The organism is Streptomyces sp. NPDC047079 (genome assembly GCF_040643755.1).
Taxonomy (GTDB): Bacteria; Actinomycetota; Actinomycetes; order Streptomycetales; family Streptomycetaceae; genus Streptomyces.
On the sequence record NZ_JBEYUZ010000016.1, the window covers coordinates 13,273 to 31,493 of the forward strand.

Below are 18,221 nucleotides of genomic sequence, written 5' to 3' on the forward strand. Positions count from 1 at the left end.
GTCATGCGCGTGAACAGAAACAGCCGTGCCCGCAGGCGGGCCCTGACCGGCCTCCTGGCGGCCGGACTCGCCTTCGGGGGCACGGCCGCCGCACCGGCCGTCGCCCAGCCGCGGGCCGCGGCCCAGCCGGCCGCGGAGTGCAGTGCGGCCTACCGGATCGAGCAGAAGCTCTCCACCGGCACCACCTGGCGGATGTGCTGGCGCTACGACACCTACGCCGGTCTCGTCCTGGACCACGTCTCCTATCAGCCGCCCGGCGAGGCCCGTCCGATCAAGGTCCTCAACAGCGCGCGGCTGGCCCAGATCGACGTTCCCTACGACGACGGATCGGTGGAGTACAGCGACCTGACGGGCGCCGGCTTCGCACAGGGGCTGTCCGCGATGACGCCCGCCGAGTGCCCCGGCGGCACCATCAAGAAGGTCAAGGTGCCGGGCGCCTGGGATCCGCGGCACCCCGACGTCAACGGCCTGTGCACCACGACCCGTTCGCGCGGCCACGCCTACCGCCTTCAGAGCGACACCGGGAACAAGGTCTACCAGGCGCAGGGCAAGGACCTGCTGATCTACACCGTCAACAAGGTCGGCTGGTACGAGTACATAACCGAGTGGCGTTTCCAGGACGACGGCACGGTCAACATGAACGTCGGAGCCACCGGCAGCCTCTCGCCGTTCGACTACGACGCGGGCGACGGCCGCGGCTGGCCGATCGGCAAGGGCGCGAGGGCGTACGCCACCAGCCACAGCCACAACGTCTTCTGGCGGCTCGACTTCGGCCTCGACGGCTCCTCCAGGAACCGCGTCGAGCAGTACGACTCCCAGGTCAGCCCGCCGGCGCGCGGCGCCCAGGCGCCGAGCAACAAGACCACGCGCACGAAGATCACCAAGGAGCTCGCGGGCGACGTCAAGAACATGCGCTGGTGGCGGGTCGTCAGCGACACCGGCAAGAACAAGGACGGTCACGCGCGGTCGTACGAACTCGTCCCCGGCGCCAGCACCAAGTACCTCGGGCACGACTTCACCCGCCACGACGTCTACTTCACCGAGTACAACGGGTGCGAGCGGTTCGCCAGCGACAACCTGGGCAACTGCGGTGCCCGAGCGGGCAAGTCCGTCGACAAGTGGGTCAACGGACAGACGCTGACTCACCCGGTGGTGTGGGTGAACGTCGGTTTCCACCACATCGCGCGCGACGAGGACCAGCAGCCCATGCCGGTCCACTGGCAGGGCTTCTCGATCGCTCCGCGCGACGTCACGGCTATGAATCCCCTCACTCCGCGGGCCCTGGCGGGTCAGAACGGGCAAGTGCGCCCCGGCAGTTGAGAAAACCGCCCTCTCCATCCGGCTGCGTCCCGCCGCTCTCCCGGAGTACTCTTCCTTGATCGTTGGACTGGGGCCCGGCCCCTGAGGAGGCTCGGGGGAGCGGAAGGCGGTGCGCGGGTGGGCTCGGGAGGGCTGGAGCTGCCCCCTGGTGACGAGGGTCACGAGGGGAGCTCCGCGGATGTCCCGCCCGGGGCGGTGTCCCTGGCACGGCCGATGGAAACGGGATCCATCGGACCGGAACTGGACTGGAACGCCGAGGCATGGCGCGAGGTGCGCACCCGTGCCCAGCGGGCGGGACGCGCCTACATCTGGCTGAATCTGGTCGAACAGCGGCTGCGTGCGGTCGTGGCCGCTGTTCTCCGTCCCGTCTACGAACCCGTCCACGGCGACGACTGGGTGGTCGCCGCGGCCGGGCCGGCCGGACAGGAGTGGGTGCAGCGCGCCGTCGCGGTACGCGAAGTCAGCCGCCGCAAGGGCTATCTGCTCGACCCCGCCGACGACAACGTCCTCAGCTTTCTGACGCTGCCGCAGCTGCGCGAGCTGATGGTGCAGCACTGGCCGTGCTTCGAGCCGTACATAGACGAGCGGCGCGACGTCGAACTCGCGCTCGACGAACTCGAAGTGACCCGGAATGTGGTCTCGCGCAACCGGGCCCTGTCGGAGGCGGTGCTCGCCCAGGCCGAGCGCGCCTCCGCCCGGCTGCTGGAGATCCTCGGCGCGGGCGGCGACGTGCCCTCCGCGCGCCGTCTGCCCGTCGACGCGGTCGAGGACCTGGTGGGCGACCGGTACGCGGACGTGGTCGCCGTCCATCCGGACCGGGTACGGCTGCTGCGGCAGTTCCCCGCCGAGGACATCTTCGGCGGTGCCCGCCGCCTCGACGCCATCGGTATCGGCCTCAACCTTCTCGTGCAGAACTTCTCCGGGCGCCGGCTGGTGCGCCTCGCGCAGTCGGGTTGCCGGGTGCGCCTGCTGTTCCTCAACCCCGCCTCCAGCGCGGTCAAACGGCGCGAGCGGGAACTCGGCATCAAAAAGGGCGAGCTGAGCCGGGCCGTCGAGATGAACATCCTGCACATGCGCCGGGTGCGCGCCAGGCTCCGCGACCCGGGTGCCTTCGAGATCCAGGTCTTCGACGAGACGCCCCGCTTCACCGCGTACCTCGTGGACGGGGACGGTGCCGACGGGATCGCGGTCGTGCAGTCCTATCTGCGACGCAGCCGCGGTATGGAGGCGCCGGTGCTGGTGCTGCGCAACGGCAACCGGGTCGTCAAGTCGGACGAGGTCGACGAGGGCGGGCTCTTCCCGACCTACCGTGAGGAGTTCGAACTGGCTTGGGCTGATTCACGCCCCGTGTCCTGAACTGTCCCATGGCGGACGCCTGCGGGGCACCGAGCGGAACGCTGTCCTCGGATTGTCAGTGGCGCATGCGAAGGTGGAGGCCACTGGGGGAAAGCACCACCGAGAAGGGGGGCCGCCATGGCCTGGCACCGACAGCTGCTGATCGGCTTCGACCTGGAGACGACCGGGACGGATCCGTACGAGGCGCGCATCGTCACGGGGGCGGTGATCGAGGTCAAGGACGGGAAGCCGCTCGGCCGACGCGACTGGCTGGCCGACCCCGGCGTGAAGATCCCGGCGGACGCGGTGGCGGTGCACGGGATCAGCAACGAGCGGGCGGCCGCCGAGGGCAGCCCGGCCGACCGGGTAGCGGACGCCATCGCCGACGTCCTGGTGGGGTACTGGAAGACGGGCGTCCCGGTCGTCGCGTACAACGCGTCCTTCGACCTCACCCTGCTCACGGCCGAGCTGCGCCGGCACGGACTGCCCTCGCTGCGGGAGCGCCTGGGTGGACCGGCGCCCGCACCCGTGATCGACCCGTACACCATCGACCGCCGAGCCGACCGCTACCGCCGCGGCAAGCGCACCCTCGCGGCGGTCTGCGCGGAGTACGGCGTCGTGCTGGAGTCGGCGCACAACGCCTCCGCGGACGCCCTGGCCGCGGCCCGGCTCGCAGGCGCGATAGCCGACCGCCACCCGAAGATCGCGGCGCTCGGCCCGGCGGAGCTGCACCGCCTCCAGATCGAGTGGCACGCGGACTGGGCGGCGGACTTCCAGGCGTTCCTGCGTCGCAAGGGCGACACGGAGGCCGTCGTGGACGGGGCGTGGCCGCTGCGGGAGCCGGCGGACCACAAGGTCTGACGGTCAGGCACCGGCTCAGAAGGGATACCAGCGCACGGTCTGGTCCCCGTCCCGCAGTGAAGCCACCCGCCGCTCGAACTCGGCGAGCGCCTTGGGGTTGGTCGGCGCGTGCTGCGCGACCCAGGCGCAGCTGGCGGTCTCGCGCGCCCCGCGCAGCACGGAGCATCCCTCCCATGCGCGCACGTCCCAGCCGTAGGTCCGGGTGAAGGAGTCGTACGCATCGGCGGGCAGCCCGTAGCGATCCCGGGACAGGGCCATGACCACCAGGTCGTGCTCGCGCAGATCCGAGGCGAAGGTCTCCAGGTCCACCAGGACCGGTCCGTCCGGGCCGATGTGCACATTGCGGGGCAGCGCGTCGCCGTGGATCGGGCCGGGCGGCAGATGCGGCGTCAGGGCCGCAGCCGCGGCGGCGAACCCGTCCCGGCGCGCACGCAGATACGCCGCGTCCGCCGGGTCGATCGCGTTGCCCGCCAGCCGCAGCCAGCGCTCCACCCCGCCCAGCAGATCGCGGGACGGCAGATCGAACGGGGGAGAGGGAAGTGCGTGCACGACACGCAACAGTCCGGCCAGGTCCCGGGGCTCGGCGGGGCGAACGGGATCCGGCAGCCGGTGCCACACCGTCACCGGGTGGCCCTCCACCAGGAGCGGTCGGGGATCGGCGGCCCGGACCGCGGGGACGCCCTCCGCGGCGAGCCAGACGGCGATGTCCAGCTCCCGCCGTGCCCGGTCCAGGAGTTCGGCGTCGCGCCCCACCTTGACCACCAGATCACCGGCGGCGAACACGGCGTTCTCACCCAGGGCGAGGAGCCGCGCGTCCCCGGCCGGGCCCGGCAGCACGCCCGCCGCCGCCAGCACCTCGCGCGCCGTTGCCTCGTCCATGTGTTCCCCTCCGTGCCTCGACCCGGCCCTTGCTCCGCTCGCGAACGACCGCCGAGCACATCCACCCGGGAGCGTCTCCCCGGCCGTCCGCCCGCCAGTGTCGCATTCACCCAGCTCGCACCAGGTGCACGGGTCAGCGACGACGGCGCACCGGCCTACCGCCCCGGCGCGGTGGCCGCTCGTCCGCTCGGACCGGCCTTCCGTCCCGGCACGGTCGCGGCGGTCACGGCACTGTGGCCGGGGTGCGTGCACCCCGGCCTCGTGTGCCCTAAGAGGTCCTCGCACTATGAGCGTCCGACCCGTGCTTGCATAGGCAAGGACCCCTAGGAGCTCCGGACAAAATGGGCGCCCGGCTCGCGGCGGGTTCAGGGTCCGTGAGGCCGCTCTATGGTGTCCGCATGACGACGATGTACGCGGCACTGCTGCGCGGGATCAACGTGGGCGGCAACAAAAAGCTTCCGATGGCCGACCTGCGTGCCCTCATGGAGGGGCTCGGCTACGAGGGCGTCCGCACCCACCTCCAGAGCGGCCAGGCCGTCTTCGCCTGTGACCACGGCGACGAGGAGTCCCTGGCCGCCGAGCTCACCGAGGCGATCGAGCAGCGCTTCGGCTTCCTGGTCGATGTCATCGTGCGTGACCACGCCTATCTGACGTCCGTACGCGACGCCTGTCCGTTCCCCGCGGACCGAGTGGAGGGCAGGCAGCTGCATGTCACGTACTACTCGCACCCGGTCGACGCCGAGCGGTTCGCCGAGATCGACCCGGCCGCGTATCTGCCGGAGGAGTTCCGGCTGGGCGAGCGCGTCCTCTATCTCTACGCCCCCGACGGGCTCGGCCGGTCCAAGCTGGCCGAGCAGCTGTCCAGGCCCCGGCTGACCAAGGGGCTCATCGCCACCACACGGAACTGGAACACCGTCGTGAAGCTGGTCGAGCTGACCGCCCACGGAGGGTGACCTCCGGCGGTCCGCGTCATGACCTCTCCGCCACCGGCGGAGAGGTCAACGGACGGCTGTGCGAGGCTGTTTGACATGCGCTACATCATCATCGGAACAGGGGCGGTCGGCGGAACCATCGGCGCGCGGCTCGCCGAGGCGGGGCGCGAGGTGGTCCTCGTGGCGCGCGGCGCGCAGTTCACCGCGCTCAGGGAGCACGGACTGCGCTTCCGCGCCCCGGACGGCGAGCGCATCCACCGGCTGCCGGTCGTCGCCGGGCCGGACGCTCTGGGCGAGCTGCGTCCGGACGACGTGCTCGTGCTGACCGTCAAGACGCAGGACACCGAGGCCGCGCTGGACACCTGGGGCCGGGCGCCCGTGGCGGGCGGCGGGACGGCCGCCGAGCGGCTGCCCTTGCTCTGCGCGCAGAACGGCGTGGAGAGCCCCCGGCTCGCGCTGCGCCGCTTCCGCCGGGTGTACGGCGTCTGTGTCTGGCTGCCGTGCACGTTCGTCGAACCGGGGGTCGTCTCCGCGGCGGGCACCCCGCTCACCGGCATCCTGCACCTGGGCCGTCACCCTCGCGGCACCGACGACACCGTCCGCCGGATCGCCGCCGACCTGGAGAGCGCCCGGTTCGAGGCACCGGTCGTGGAGGATGTGGCGCGCTGGCAGTACGCCAAGCTGCTGGGCAACCTCGCCAATGCCCTGGAGGCGGTGAGCGGGACGATCGCCGGCCAGGAGGCGCAGCGGCTGTACGAACGGGTGCGCGCCGAGGGCGAGACCGTGCTCCGGGCCGCCGGGATCCCGTATGCGAGCGTGACGGAGCAGAAGGAGGCGCGGGGCGACAAGGTGCGTCTGGAACCGCTCGGTGGCGCCGAGCGGGGCGGTGGCTCCTCCTGGCAGTCGCTCGCCCGCGGCACCGGCACGATCGAGTCCGACTACCTCAACGGGGAGATAGTCCTTCTGGGCCGGCTCCACGGCGTCCCCACCCCGTTGAACGAGCTGCTGCAACAGCTCGCCACCACGTTCGCACGTGAGCGGCGTCCGGCCGGGGCGCTGCCGTTGGACGAGCTGGCGCGACGCGCCGAGGAGGCGGAGCGGGTGGCCGGGGCCGCCGCGCCCGTCCGGGAGGGCGCGGCAGACCGTTCCTGACACTCGGGGGCCGGGCCGTGCCGGGCCCGGCACGGCCTCGGGGCCGTGCCAACCTGTTTCGTCAGGCTCCGAGGGCCGTCAGTCTCGGCAGCCGGGCCTGGTCGTAGCGGTCCACCACGACCCGCGCCACCTCCGGCGCGGGCCCCAGGACCCCGGCGAGGACGTCCGCCTCGGCGGCGCCCCGCGCGATGCGGTCCGGCAGGAAGCCGGGGGCCAGGACGTACGGCGCCACGGCCACGCGGGCGCAGCCGGCCGCCCGCAGTTCGCGCACCGCGTCCTCGGTGCGCGGGAGGGATGCGGAGGCGAACGCAGGCCGCACGGCGCACCAGCCGGTGTGCCGCCACTCCCGCGCGATGTCAGCGATCACTGCGATCGCCTCCGGGTCCGTGGACCCCGCCGAGGCCAGCACGACCCCGGTCGAGGACTTGTCGGCGGGGGCCAGCCCCGCCTCGTACAACCGCCGGTCCAAGGCGTGCAGCAACAGCGGCGAGGGGCCCAGTACGTCCGCCTGCCGGATCCGCAGCCGGAAAGGCGCCTCCCGCAGAACCGCCGGGATGTCCGCCTTGGCGTGGAACGCGCGGGTCAGCAGCAGAGGGAGAGCCACGACATCGCGCACACCCTCAGCCGCCAGGGACTCCAGCACCCCGTGCACCGAGGGCACGTTGAAGTCCAGGAAACCGGTCTCCACGCGCAGCCCGGGCCGCAGCGACCGTACCCGCCGGACGAGGGCGTGCACGGTGGCGGCATGCCGCGGATCGCGGCTGCCGTGGGCGATGACGAGAAGAACAGGGTTCGGATGCATGGGACTTCGGCTCTTTACGGACGTCAGCTCTTCACGAGGAGACCGCGGCTGCGCAGCACCCACCGCTCCAGCGGACTGAAGATCAGCAGGTCGATCGCGATGCCGACGATCAGGATCAGGATCACGGCCTCGAACACCATGGACATGGAACTGGCGTTGCGGCCGTTCTCCAGCAACGCGCCCAGGCCGATGCCGAGGTCGGGCGAGGAGGCGATGATCTCCGCCGCCATCAGCGAGCGCCAGGAGAAGGCCCAGCCCTGCTTCAGCCCCGCCAGATACCCCGGCAGGGCGGCCGGCATGACGATGTGCCAGGTGCCCCGGAGCCCGGTGGCGCCCATCGTCCGCCCCGCCCGCAGGAACAGCGGCGGCACCTGGTCGACGCCCGACACCAGGCCGTTGGCGATCGACGGCACGGCACCGAGCAGGATCACCGCGTACATCATCGAATTGTCCAGACCCAGCCAGATGACCGCCGGCGGCACCCAGGCCACCGACGGGAGCGACTGCAGACCGGACAGGATCGGGCCGATGGCCGCGCGCACCACCTTCACCCGGGCCACCAGCAGACCCAGCGGGGTGCCGATCGCCAGGGCGAACAGGAAGCCCAGCAGACCGCGCGAGACGCTGGTCCAGATGTAGCCGAGCAGTTTGCCCTGCAACCAGGCGTCCCGCACCTCGCCCCACACGTCGGCGGGAGCCGGCAGCTTGGCCGGATCATCGACGATCTTGAAGGAGACCAGCGCCTGCCACACCACGAGGACCACCGCGATCGCGAGGACCGGCGGCAGGATCTTGCCGGTGAAGGTCTGCCGGAAGGGCGTCCGGCCGGTGTCGGACACCTCCAGGGCGTCGAGGCCCGCCTCCAGGCCGCCCAGCCCGGCCCCGGCGCCGCCCTCGACGGGCGAGCCCGCCGTCGTGTCGGTGGTCTCAGTGCTGGCCATGACGGCGGATCTCCCCACGCAGTACTTCGGTGATCTCGACGGACAGCTCCGCCACCGGGGCGTCCTCGATGCGGCGCGGCTGCGGAATGCCGACCGTCCACTCGCGCGCCACCCGGCCCGGACGGGAGGAGAGGAGCACGACACGCTGCGCCAGCCGGACCGCTTCGCGCACGTTGTGCGTGACGAAGAGGACGGACAGGCCCGTCTCCGCCCAGATGCGGGTCAGTTCGTCGTGCAGCACGTCCCGGGTGATCGCGTCGAGCGCCGCGAACGGCTCGTCCATGAGCAGCAGCTGGCTGTCCTGGGCCAGGGCGCGGGCCAGGGCCACGCGCTGACGCATACCGCCGGACAGTTCGTGCACCCGCTTGCCGTAGGAGCCGCTCAGGCGGACGAGTTGGAGCAGTTCCTCGGCCTCGCCGCGCCGCTCGCTCTTAGGAACCCCCCTGAGCTTCAAGGCGAGCTCGATGTTCTTGCCCGCGGTCAGCCACGGGAACAGGGCGTGTTCCTGGAACATCAGGGCCGGGCGCCCCTGGGTCGTGATGCTGCCGGCGGAGGGCTTGTCGAGCCCCGCCACCAGGTTCAGCAGGGTGGACTTACCGCAGCCCGAGGCCCCCAGGAGGGTGACGAACTCACCCGGCGCGACATCCAGGGTGATGTCGTCGAGGACGAGCTGCTGCCCGGCGGGCCCGGCGAAGGACTTGGAGACGTGTTCGATCCGGGCGGCATGCTCCACCGACGCGGCGCTTTCGGCGGCCTTGGCGAGGGCGGTTGCCATGGTCGTCACCTCCTGGGTACTCATCGGGACGGGCTTACTTGACGCCGAGACCGGCGTCGTCGACCGTGCTGTCGCCCTCGGCCTGGAGGACCTTGTTCAAAAGGGTCAGATCGTAGATGCCGTCCAGCTTCGGGGCCTGAAGCAGACCGGCCTTGACCGCGTGCTGCGCCTCGGTGTCGAGGGTCGAGGCCAGCGGGTCGTCGGTGATCTGGATGGACTTCCACGCCGGGTCCAGCACCTTCGCCGGCAGGGCCTTGCCGGAGTCGGCCTCCAGCTGCTTGTTCGCCGCGGCCTTCGCCTCGTCAGGGTTGGCGTTGATCCACTTGTTGGTGTCGACCGATGCCTTCAGTACCGCCTCGACGGCCTTCGGGTGCTCATTGAGGAACTTCTGCGACACGACGATGTTCGTGATCACGAACTTCTTGTCGGGCCACAGCGACGACTCGTCCAGGAGGACCTTGCCGCCCTCGGCGACCAGTTTGGACGCGGTCGGCTCCGGCACCCAGGCGCCGTCGACCGAGCCGGACTTGAAGGCGTCCGGAGTGACCTTGTTGTCGGTGCGGACGACGGAGACGTCGCCCTGGCCGCTCTCCGCGTCGACCTTCCAGCCCTGCTCCGCGATCCAGTTGAGGAACGCCACGTCCTGCGTGTTGCCGAGCTGGGGCGTGGCGATCCTCTTGCCCTTGACGTCCTTCAGTGACGCGATCTTCTCGGGGTTGACCACGAGCTTCACCCCGCCGGACGCCGAACCGCCGATGATGCGCAGGCTCTTGCCGTCGGACTTGGTGTAGCCGTTGATCGCGGGCGAGGGGCCGATCCAGCCGATGTCGATGGAGCCGGAGTTGAGGGCCTCGATCTCGGAGGGACCGGCGTTGAAGACCTGGTACTTGGCCTGCGTGGCACCGAGCGACTTCTGGAAGAAGCCCTTCTGGACGCCGACGAGCGCGGTCGCGTGGGTGAGGTTGCCGAAGTAGCCGATCTTCACGGAGTCGAGCCCGTCGATCTTCTTGGCCCCGGCAGCGACCTTCTGGCTGGAGTCGCCCGTCTTGGCCTCGGACCCGTAACCGCAGGCGGCGAGGGTGAGGAGGGGGAGAGCGGCGAGTACGGCTATGCCGCCGCGGAGAACGGATGAGCGGGTGGCAGGCACGGGAGGCTGTCCTCTCGTTGGCCCGGCGGTCACGGCCTCTCAGGTCGTGGCCGGGGGTTCGGCAAGGGTCTTCGTCGCTTCCGGAACGATGGGGACGGGGCGCGCAGGCGGTGCGCGTACGTCATCGCGCACATCGCGCCACTCCGCCCTGCCCGCTGCCGAGGGCGCCGCTGCCGACACGGCCGCCCTCCTTCGCGAACATCGAGTAGAAGCAGGTGGTGGTCATGATCAGAAGTCCCACCCGTCGTCGTCGGCGTCGTCCTTCACCGGCTCGGGCGCGGCGAACGACTCACCGACCATGCCCGCGGTGAGCGTGGTGCCGTCGGCCGGGTCGATCAGGATGAACGAGCCGGTGCGGCGGGAGTCCGCGTACGAGTCGATCGGGAGCGGCTCCGCGGTACGGATCTTCACCCGCCCGATGTCGTTGGCGATGAGCTGTCCCGGGTGCGGGTGCAGGGACAGGTCGTCGAGGGTGAGACGGGACGGGATGTCCTTGACGAGCGCCTTGACCGTGCGGGTGCCGTGCTTGAGCAGCACCCGGTGGCCGACCGTCAGCGCCTGGTCGGCGACGTGGCAGACCGTCGCCTCGATGTCCTGGGTGGTCGCGGGCGCGTCCTCGCTCGGCACGATCAGGTCGCCGCGCGAGATGTCGATGTCGTCCTGGAGCAGGAGGGTCACCGACTGCGGGGTCCAGGCCACCTCGACCGGCTCGCCGAGCAGGTCGATACTGGTGATCTTCGTGGTCCGGCCGGAGGGCAGGACGGTGACCTGCTCGCCGACGCGGAAGGTGCCGGCCGCGATCTGGCCCGCGTACCCCCGGTAGTCGGGGAGTTCGGCGCTCTGCGGGCGGATCACGTACTGCACGGGCAGCCGCGCGTGGCAGTGCGCGAGATCGTGGCTGACCGGGACGCTCTCCAGGTGCTCCAGGACGGTGGGGCCGCCGTACCAGTCCATGTGCGCGGACGGCTCCACCACGTTGTCACCGGCCAGCGCCGAGATCGGGATGGCGGTGACCTCGGGGACGCCCAGCTCGGTCGCGTACGCCGTGAACTCCTTGGCGATCGCCGCGAACGCGGGCTCCTGGTAGTCGACGAGATCCATCTTGTTCACGGCGAGGACCACGTGCGGGACGCGCAGCAGGGCGGCGATCGCGGCGTGGCGGCGGGTCTGTTCGACGACGCCGTTGCGGGCGTCGACGAGGATCACCGTCAGCTCGGCGGTGGAGGCGCCGGTGACCATGTTCCGTGTGTACTGCACATGGCCGGGGGTGTCGGCGAGGATGAAGCGCCGGCGGGGGGTCGCGAAGTAGCGGTACGCCACGTCGATGGTGATGCCCTGCTCGCGTTCGGCGCGCAGCCCGTCGGTGAGCAGAGCGAGGTCCGGGCCGTCCTGGCCGCGGCTCGCCGAGGCGCGCTCCACGGCCTCCAGCTGGTCGGCGAGCACCGACTTGGAGTCGTGCAGCAGCCGTCCGACGAGCGTGGACTTGCCGTCGTCGACCGAACCGGCGGTGGCGAACCGCAGGAGGGTGGTGGCGGAGAGTTCCGTGGTCGTGGTCATGCTAGAAGTACCCCTCGCGCTTGCGGTCCTCCATGGCGGCCTCGGAGAGCTTGTCGTCGGCGCGGGTGGCGCCGCGCTCGGTGAGCCGGGAGGCGGCGATCTCGGCGATCACCTGCTCCAGGGTCACCGCGTCCGAGTCGACGGCACCCGTGCAGGACATGTCGCCCACGGTCCGGTAGCGCACGAGGCGCCTCTCGACCTTCTCACCGTCCTTGGGGCCGCCCCACTCGCCGCCGGTCAGCCACATGCCGCTCCGCCGGAAGACCTCACGCTCGTGGGCGAAGTAGATCTCGGGCAGTTCGATGCCCTCGCGGGCGATGTACTGCCAGACGTCCAGTTCGGTCCAGTTGGACAGGGGGAACACACGGACGTGTTCGCCGGGCGCGTGACGGCCGTTGTAGAGCTGCCACAGTTCGGGGCGCTGGCGGCGCGGGTCCCACTGGGAGAACTCGTCGCGCAGGGAGAAGACGCGTTCCTTGGCGCGGGCCTTCTCCTCGTCCCGGCGGCCCCCGCCGAAGACGGCGTCGAACCGCTCCGCCTGGATCTTCTCCGTGAGAGGGAGCGTCTGGAGCGGGTTCCGGGTGCCGTCGGGGCGCTCCTTGAGGACTCCGCGGTCGATGTAGTCCTGTACGGACGCCACGTGCAGCCGCAGGCCGTGCTTCTCGACGGTGTGGTCGCGGTATTCCAGTACCTCGGGAAAGTTGTGCCCCGTGTCCACGTGCAGCAGCGAGAAGGGCACCGGCGCCGGCGTGAACGCCTTCAGCGCCAGGTGCAGCATGACGATGGAGTCCTTGCCGCCGGAGAAAAGGATCACCGGCCGCTCGAACTCGCCCGCCACCTCACGGAAGATATGGACGGCCTCGGACTCCAGGGCGTCCAGGTGGGACAGGGCGTACGGGCTGTCGGTGCCCTCTGTGGCCTTGGCGACGGTGGTCGTCATGCCAGTCCCCTTTCGCTGAGCAGCGCGTGCACCGCCGCCGCCGACTCCCGCACGGTCTGGTTCTGGGACTCGATCCGCAGATCGGGGGACTCGGGCTCCTCGTACGGGTCGTCGACCCCCGTCAGGCCCGTCAGCTCGCCCGCGGCCTGCTTGGCGTACAGGCCCTTGACGTCACGCACCGAGCACACCTCCACCGGTGTGGCCACGTGTACCTCCAGGTACGCCGTCCCGAGCTGCTGGTGGCGCTTGCGCACCGCCTCCCGGCTGTCCGCGTACGGGGCGATGACCGGGACCAGCGCCTTGACGCCGTTACGGGCGAGCAGTTCGGCGACGAACCCGATCCGCTGCACGTTGGTGTGGCGGTCCTCCCGGCTGAAGCCCAGCCCCGCCGAGAGGAACTCGCGGATCTCGTCCCCGTCGAGCACCTCCACCCGGTGGCCCTCCTCACGCATGCGGCCCGCCAGCTCGCGGGCGATGGTGGTCTTGCCCGCGCTCGGCAGACCCGTGAGCCAGACGGTGGCTCCGCTCGTCACGTATGTCTCCTGAATCTCTGTCATGGTCAGCCGTGCAGCCCGCACTCGGTCTTGGCGCGGCCCGCCCAGCGGCCGGCGCGCGCGTCCTCGCCCGCGAGGACCCGGCGGGTGCAGGGGGCGCAGCCCACGGAGGCGTAGCCGTCCATCAGCAACGGGTTGGTGAGGACGCCGTGTTCGGCGACGTACGCGTCCACGTCGTCCTGGGTCCAGCGGGCGATCGGCGAGATCTTCACCTTCCGCCGCTTCTCGTCCCAGCCGACGACCGGGGTGTTCGCACGGGTGGGGGACTCGTCGCGGCGCAGTCCGGTCGCCCAGGCGTCGTAGCCCGTCAGGCCCTCCTCCAGGGGCTGGACCTTGCGCAGCTTGCAGCACAGGTCGGGGTCGCGGTCGTGCAGCCTGGGCCCGTACTCGGCGTCCTGCTCGGCGACCGTCTGCCGCGGGGTGAGCGTGATGACGTTGACGTCCATCACGGCCTCGACCGCGTCACGGGTGCCGATGGTCTCCGGGAAGTGGTAGCCGGTGTCGAGGAACACGACGTCGACACCCGGCATCGCGCGGGAGGCGAGGTGGGCGACCACCGCGTCCTCCATCGAGGAGGTCACGCAGAAGCGCTGGCCGAAGGTGTCGGCCGCCCATCGGAGGATCTCCAGGGCGGAGGCGTCCTCCAGATCGCGGCCCGCCTGCTCGGCGAGCGCCTTGAGGTCGTCGGTGCCGCGTTCTTCCTGAGTCGTCGTCATATCTCGTTCCCTCCCGTGTCGTCATGCTGAAGTCCCCGGGCCAGCAGGCCCAGGAACTTCAGCTGGAAGGCTCGGTTGCAGGCCCTGCACTCCCATGCGCTTCCCCCGCTCTCGGCTCCGCTCGAGCGGGTGGACCCCCGTCCCTGCTCACTCGGCCGCAGATCCTCGTCGCCGCAGTAGGGGCAGTAGAAGGGAGCCGCGCGCTCGCTCACGACAGGGCCTCCTCGGAAGCGCGGGCCGCCCAGGTCGCGAACCGCTCGCCCTCCTCGCGCTCCGCCTGGAACCGCTTGAGGACGCGTTCGATGTAGTCCGGCAGTTCCTCCGAGGTGACCTTCAGACCGCGCACCTTGCGGCCGAAGCCGGCCTCCAGGCCGAGCGCGCCGCCCAGGTGCACCTGGAAGCCCTCGACCTGCTGGCCCTTGTCGTCGAGGACCAGCTGACCCTTGAGGCCGATGTCCGCCACCTGGATACGTGCGCAGGCGTTCGGGCAGCCGTTGATGTTGATGGTGATCGGCTCGTCGAAGTCCGGGATGCGGCGCTCCAGTTCGTCGATCAGGGAGGAGCCGCGCGCCTTGGTCTCGACGATGGCGAGCTTGCAGAACTCGATGCCGGTGCAGGCCATGGTGCCGCGCCGGAACGACGAGGGCCGCACGGTGAGGTCGAGCGCCTCCAGGCCCTCGACGAGCGAGTCGAGCTGGGTCTCCTCGACATCCAGCACGATCATCTTCTGCTCGACGGTCGTCCGGACCCGGCCGGAGCCGTGCGTCTCGGCGAGGTCCGCGATCTTCGTCAGCGTTGTACCGTCCACGCGGCCCACCCGCGGCGCGAAGCCGACGTAGTAGCGGCCGTCCCGCTGCCGGTGCACCCCGACGTGGTCGCGCCAGCGCTCCACGGGCTGCGCGGGCGCCGGGCCGTCGATCAGCTTGCGGTGCAGGTACTCGTCCTCCAGTACCTGGCGGAACTTCTCCGCGCCCCAGTCGGCGACCAGGAACTTCAGCCGGGCACGGGTGCGCAGCCGCCGGTAGCCGTAGTCGCGGAAGATCGAGATGACGCCCTCGTGGACGTCCGGCACCTCGTCCAGCGGCACCCAGGCGCCGAGGCGCTGCCCGATCTTCGGGTTGGTGGACAGGCCGCCCCCGACCCACAGGTCGAAGCCGGGGCCGTGCTCGGGGTGGACGACGCCGACGAAGGCGACGTCGTTGATCTCGTGCGCCACGTCGAGCAGCGGTGATCCCGAGATCGCGGTCTTGAACTTGCGCGGCAGGTTCGAGTACGCCTTGTTGCCGATGACCCGGCGGTGGATCTCCTCGATGGCCGGGGTTGCGTCGATGATCTCGTCCTCGGCGATGCCGGCGACGGGCGAGCCGAGGATCACGCGGGGCGTGTCACCGCAGGCCTCGGTGGTGGACAGCCCGACGGCCTCCAGACGGTTCCAGATCTCGGGCACGTCCTCGATCCGGATCCAGTGGTACTGGACGTTCTGCCGGTCGGTGATGTCGGCGGTGCCGCGCGCGAACTCCTGCGAGATCTCGCCGATGACGCGCAGCTGCCGTGTGGTCAGCCGGCCGCCGTCGATGCGGACGCGGAGCATGAAGTACTCGTCGTCCAGCTCCTCCGGCTCCAGGATCGCGGTCTTGCCGCCGTCGATCCCGGGCTTGCGCTGGGTGTACAGCCCCCACCAGCGCATCCGGCCGCGCAGGTCGTTGGGGTCGATGGAGTCGAAGCCGCGCTTGGAGTAGATCGTCTCAATGCGTGTCCGCACATTGAGACCGTCGTCGTCCTTCTTGAACTGTTCGTTGCCGTTGAGCGGGGTGAGGTGACCCGCCGCCCACTGCCCCTCGCCACGGTGACGGCTCACCTTGCGGCGGGGCGCGGCGGAATTCTGCGGGGTGGCGGCCATGGTGAGTACGTCCTTCGGACAGACGGGGCAGCGGCTCTGACCTGCGCGTGCGGGCACACGTCACAACGTGCGCGGCTCTGCGCGGGGTGGAGATGAGGAAGGAAAACCGGAACTGGCTGGGGTCTCAGCTCGCCGGACAGATGGCGCTGGACATGCGGCCGAGATCGACGTGCCGTCGACTCACCAAGGCGATTCCAGTTCCAGACATGACGGAAGCGTGTCACGGCGTATTGAAGGCAGTCCAGCTTCGTCCGTCATGTGGACACCCTTGTCCCGGAATGCGGAATGCGGGTGTCCTGGGTCACAGGGCCGCAAGAGGCTGGTGTCGATGCAGGTCAGGCCAAGTAGGCCCCGGCCCAGGGACCGGGCGGGGGCACGTCGGGTTCCTCCTCGACCTTTGTGTCGAAGAGCCGGAAGCCCCGGCGCTGGTAGTTGTCCATCGCGTGTTCGCCGTCCTTGCTGCACGTATGCAGCCACACCCGCTTCGTCGGGGCGCGCCCCGGCCAGCGGTCCGCGAGGTCCCAGGCGCGTGCCGTGCCGTACGACAGCAGGTGCCCTCCGATCCGCCGCCCACGGAAGGCCGGTATGAGCCCGAAGTAGGCGATTTCCACGACCCCCTCGTCCGCCGGGTCCAGCTCGACGTACCCGGCCGGCGTGCCCCGGTCGAGGGCGACCCAGGTCTCCACGCCCGGCCGGGCCAGGTACTCCTGCCAGCGTGCGTAGCTCCAGCCGAGCCGGTCGGTCCAGCGGATGTCACCGCCGACCGACGCGTACAGGAAGCGGCTGAACTCGGGTGAGGGCACCTCCGCGTGGACGACCCGGACATCGCCCTCCGGAGCCGTGGCAGGCCGCAGATCGGCCGGGGAGGTCTGTTCCAGGGACCATGTGGTCACGGTGAGGGTGCTCATGCGGTCAGGGAATCACGGGCGCGCGCGGCGGGCGGAAGGGGGTCCGGCGTCCGCCCTGCCGGGCGGCTCCGCACGCGCTATCCCAGCGCGTCGTCCACTGACTCCAGCGGTACGGCGAACAACACGCGCCCGTCGGCCGAGGCCGTCCCCGAGCCGTCGTCCTCGTCGGCCGCTCCCTCCGTCAGCGTCCACAGTTCCCCCGTCTGCTGCCAGTACGACAGGGACGTGGTGTGGCGGCCCCAGCATGCGAGGGTCTCGTCGGCCGCGCAGGTGGCCGCCTTGGCCCCGGACGTGGTCTGCCGCCACAGCGTTCCGTGCCGGCCGCCGACCGTGGGCGCGTGGTCGACGTACCAGTCCGCCCGGGCCGCTCCTGCACGCTTGTGCGACAGCACGCCCTGCACTCCGGTCGCGTCGGTCTCGTAGGTCTCGATGGCCCGGACGTCGCCGTGCGCGCCCGTGGCCAGCAGTCCGTCGTGGCCGGGCGCGGTGCTGTAGGCGTACCGCCACAGACGAGCCGGCCGGCTGGTACCCCCGGGCGGGGACCACTCGCTGGCCACCAGGCTGTCCGGGGTCGATGTGCGGTCGAGGGAGAGGGCGGAGAAGCAGGGGACGGTGCGCTCGTCCGCCGTCGAACAGGGGCCGCCGGTCAGGCGGTAGGAGCCGATCGCGGGCAGCACGTACTGGTAGCCGTGTGCCGAGTAGCCGCCCTTCACCCGGCCGATGGCGTCACGGTCGACGTCCGTCTTCAGGATGCGGCGCAGATCGAAGACGATCAGGGAGTCGCGGGCGGTGACGATCAGCTTGTCCTGGTACCACACCATCCCGGACATGCGCGTGCGTACGGCCTCGAAGTCCTTGCCGCCGGCGCTCGGGGCGACCAGCAGGACCCAGCGGTAGGCGAGGTGCGCCGGGTCGTCCGCGTCGATGAAGGCGACCCGGGCGAGACCCCGGCCGGCGGCCGGGGCGCCGGGGCGGCGGTCGTCGTGCGTCCAGCCGGACAGGATGACCCGGTCGGAGCCCCAGCGGCCGTCGTCGTGCGCGTCCCCGGAGGTGGTGACGGACCGCGGCAGCCACTGCGTGGTCGTCGCGTCACCGTTGTCCCAGCAGTAGGCGCGCGTGGCCGTCGGCTTCACCGGCAGCGCGGCCGTCTCGGCGGCGTCGCACGCGGACTGGTCGCGCATCGGGTGGTCGGCGGCCCGGAGGACGTCGTGGACGCCCACGCTGCCGCCCATGGCACGTGTGAGCGAGTCGAGTGCGCGCTGGTCGGTGAGGTTCTCGTGGAGACCGAGCCCGGCGGAGTCGGCCGCCGCGGTGACCGGGGTCAGGCCCCCCGGGTTGTCCCCGCCCGCGGCCTGCGAGGTGCTGATCAGGGTGGCGGCGGCGGTGAGCGCCAGCGCGGTACCGGTCAGCGTGGCCCGCAGCGCACGGCCCCGGCGTCTGCGGCGGTGTCTGCCACGGTGCGTCATACAACCTCCCGGCGTAGGCCAACTGCTCCTCGCGAT

The 18,221-nt window shown here is 71.0% G+C and carries 19 protein-coding genes; 5 read left to right on the forward strand and 14 right to left on the reverse strand.

Going from position 1 to position 18,221, the window contains the following annotated elements; translation table 11 throughout:
* The first annotated feature begins 3 nt into the window (after positions 1-3).
* From ABZ823_RS20940 to ABZ823_RS20950, 3 genes are all read left to right on the forward strand, one after another.
* A complete protein-coding gene (locus ABZ823_RS20940; protein WP_361662260.1) occupies positions 4-1,320 on the forward strand; it encodes a copper amine oxidase in 1,317 nt (438 codons plus the stop codon).
* A 117-nt stretch (positions 1,321-1,437) separates the two neighbouring features.
* Positions 1,438-2,676: an SAV2148 family HEPN domain-containing protein gene (locus ABZ823_RS20945; RefSeq protein ID WP_361662263.1), complete on the forward strand. Its 1,239-nt coding sequence runs from the start codon at positions 1,438-1,440 to the stop codon at positions 2,674-2,676.
* A 117-nt stretch (positions 2,677-2,793) separates the two neighbouring features.
* Entirely contained in the window at positions 2,794-3,516 is a 723-nt protein-coding gene (locus tag ABZ823_RS20950; protein ID WP_361662266.1) for a 3'-5' exonuclease, read from the forward strand.
* Positions 3,517-3,531: 15 nt separating this feature from the next.
* On the opposite strand, the gene ABZ823_RS20955 is transcribed toward ABZ823_RS20950, so the two are convergent.
* Complete coding sequence (locus tag ABZ823_RS20955; protein WP_361662269.1) at positions 3,532-4,395, reverse strand: aminoglycoside phosphotransferase family protein; 864 nt, start codon at positions 4,393-4,395, stop codon at positions 3,532-3,534.
* Positions 4,396-4,793: 398 nt separating this feature from the next.
* On the opposite strand from ABZ823_RS20955, the gene ABZ823_RS20960 reads away from it, so the two are divergent.
* Positions 4,794-5,348, forward strand: a complete 555-nt coding sequence (locus tag ABZ823_RS20960; protein ID WP_361662272.1) for a DUF1697 domain-containing protein — start codon at positions 4,794-4,796, stop codon at positions 5,346-5,348.
* A 75-nt stretch (positions 5,349-5,423) separates the two neighbouring features.
* Positions 5,424-6,479: a 2-dehydropantoate 2-reductase gene (locus tag ABZ823_RS20965; RefSeq protein ID WP_361662275.1), complete on the forward strand. Its 1,056-nt coding sequence runs from the start codon at positions 5,424-5,426 to the stop codon at positions 6,477-6,479.
* Positions 6,480-6,540: 61 nt separating this feature from the next.
* On the opposite strand, the gene ABZ823_RS20970 is transcribed toward ABZ823_RS20965, so the two are convergent.
* From ABZ823_RS20970 to ABZ823_RS21030, 13 genes are all read right to left on the reverse strand, one after another.
* Positions 6,541-7,281 carry a sirohydrochlorin chelatase gene (locus ABZ823_RS20970; protein ID WP_361662278.1) on the reverse strand — a complete coding sequence of 247 codons (741 nt, stop codon included), beginning with the start codon at positions 7,279-7,281 and terminating at the stop codon, positions 6,541-6,543.
* 23 nt (positions 7,282-7,304) lie between these two features.
* Positions 7,305-8,222, reverse strand: coding sequence for an ABC transporter permease (locus ABZ823_RS20975; RefSeq protein ID WP_361662281.1), 918 nt, complete (start codon positions 8,220-8,222; stop codon positions 7,305-7,307).
* Positions 8,209-8,997: an ABC transporter ATP-binding protein gene (locus ABZ823_RS20980; protein ID WP_361662603.1), complete on the reverse strand. Its 789-nt coding sequence runs from the start codon at positions 8,995-8,997 to the stop codon at positions 8,209-8,211. The genes ABZ823_RS20975 and ABZ823_RS20980 overlap by 14 nt, the downstream gene beginning before the upstream one ends.
* Positions 8,998-9,031: 34 nt before the next feature.
* The gene (locus ABZ823_RS20985) at positions 9,032-10,144 is read right to left on the reverse strand and encodes an aliphatic sulfonate ABC transporter substrate-binding protein (protein ID WP_361662284.1); all 1,113 of its coding nucleotides are present in this window, start codon (positions 10,142-10,144) and stop codon (positions 9,032-9,034) included.
* 228 nt (positions 10,145-10,372) lie between these two features.
* A complete protein-coding gene (locus ABZ823_RS20990; protein ID WP_361662286.1) occupies positions 10,373-11,701 on the reverse strand; it encodes a GTP-binding protein in 1,329 nt (442 codons plus the stop codon).
* Between the two features lies 1 nt (position 11,702).
* Positions 11,703-12,641 carry a sulfate adenylyltransferase subunit CysD gene (gene cysD / locus ABZ823_RS20995; protein ID WP_361662288.1) on the reverse strand — a complete coding sequence of 313 codons (939 nt, stop codon included), beginning with the start codon at positions 12,639-12,641 and terminating at the stop codon, positions 11,703-11,705.
* On the reverse strand, positions 12,638-13,174 hold the full coding sequence (gene cysC / locus ABZ823_RS21000) for an adenylyl-sulfate kinase (RefSeq protein WP_361662291.1): 537 nt from the start codon (positions 13,172-13,174) through the stop codon (positions 12,638-12,640). The genes cysD and cysC overlap by 4 nt, the downstream gene beginning before the upstream one ends.
* Before the next feature lie 26 nt (positions 13,175-13,200).
* Positions 13,201-13,911 (reverse strand): phosphoadenylyl-sulfate reductase, encoded by a 711-nt coding sequence (locus ABZ823_RS21005; RefSeq protein WP_361662294.1) that lies wholly within the window; start codon positions 13,909-13,911, stop codon positions 13,201-13,203.
* Positions 13,908-14,123 (reverse strand): hypothetical protein, encoded by a 216-nt coding sequence (locus ABZ823_RS21010; protein ID WP_361662297.1) that lies wholly within the window; start codon positions 14,121-14,123, stop codon positions 13,908-13,910. The genes ABZ823_RS21005 and ABZ823_RS21010 overlap by 4 nt, the downstream gene beginning before the upstream one ends.
* The gene (locus ABZ823_RS21015) at positions 14,120-15,811 is read right to left on the reverse strand and encodes a nitrite/sulfite reductase (protein ID WP_361662300.1); all 1,692 of its coding nucleotides are present in this window, start codon (positions 15,809-15,811) and stop codon (positions 14,120-14,122) included. Before ABZ823_RS21015 ends, ABZ823_RS21010 begins: the two co-directional genes overlap by 4 nt.
* A gap of 124 nt (positions 15,812-15,935) precedes the next feature.
* Positions 15,936-16,019 (reverse strand): putative leader peptide, encoded by an 84-nt coding sequence (locus ABZ823_RS21020; RefSeq protein WP_309486338.1) that lies wholly within the window; start codon positions 16,017-16,019, stop codon positions 15,936-15,938.
* A 127-nt stretch (positions 16,020-16,146) separates the two neighbouring features.
* On the reverse strand, positions 16,147-16,719 hold the full coding sequence (locus tag ABZ823_RS21025) for a GNAT family N-acetyltransferase (protein WP_361662303.1): 573 nt from the start codon (positions 16,717-16,719) through the stop codon (positions 16,147-16,149).
* 77 nt (positions 16,720-16,796) lie between these two features.
* A complete protein-coding gene (locus ABZ823_RS21030) occupies positions 16,797-18,185 on the reverse strand; it encodes a hypothetical protein (protein ID WP_361662306.1) in 1,389 nt (462 codons plus the stop codon).
* Between the last annotated feature and the right edge of the window lie 36 nt (positions 18,186-18,221).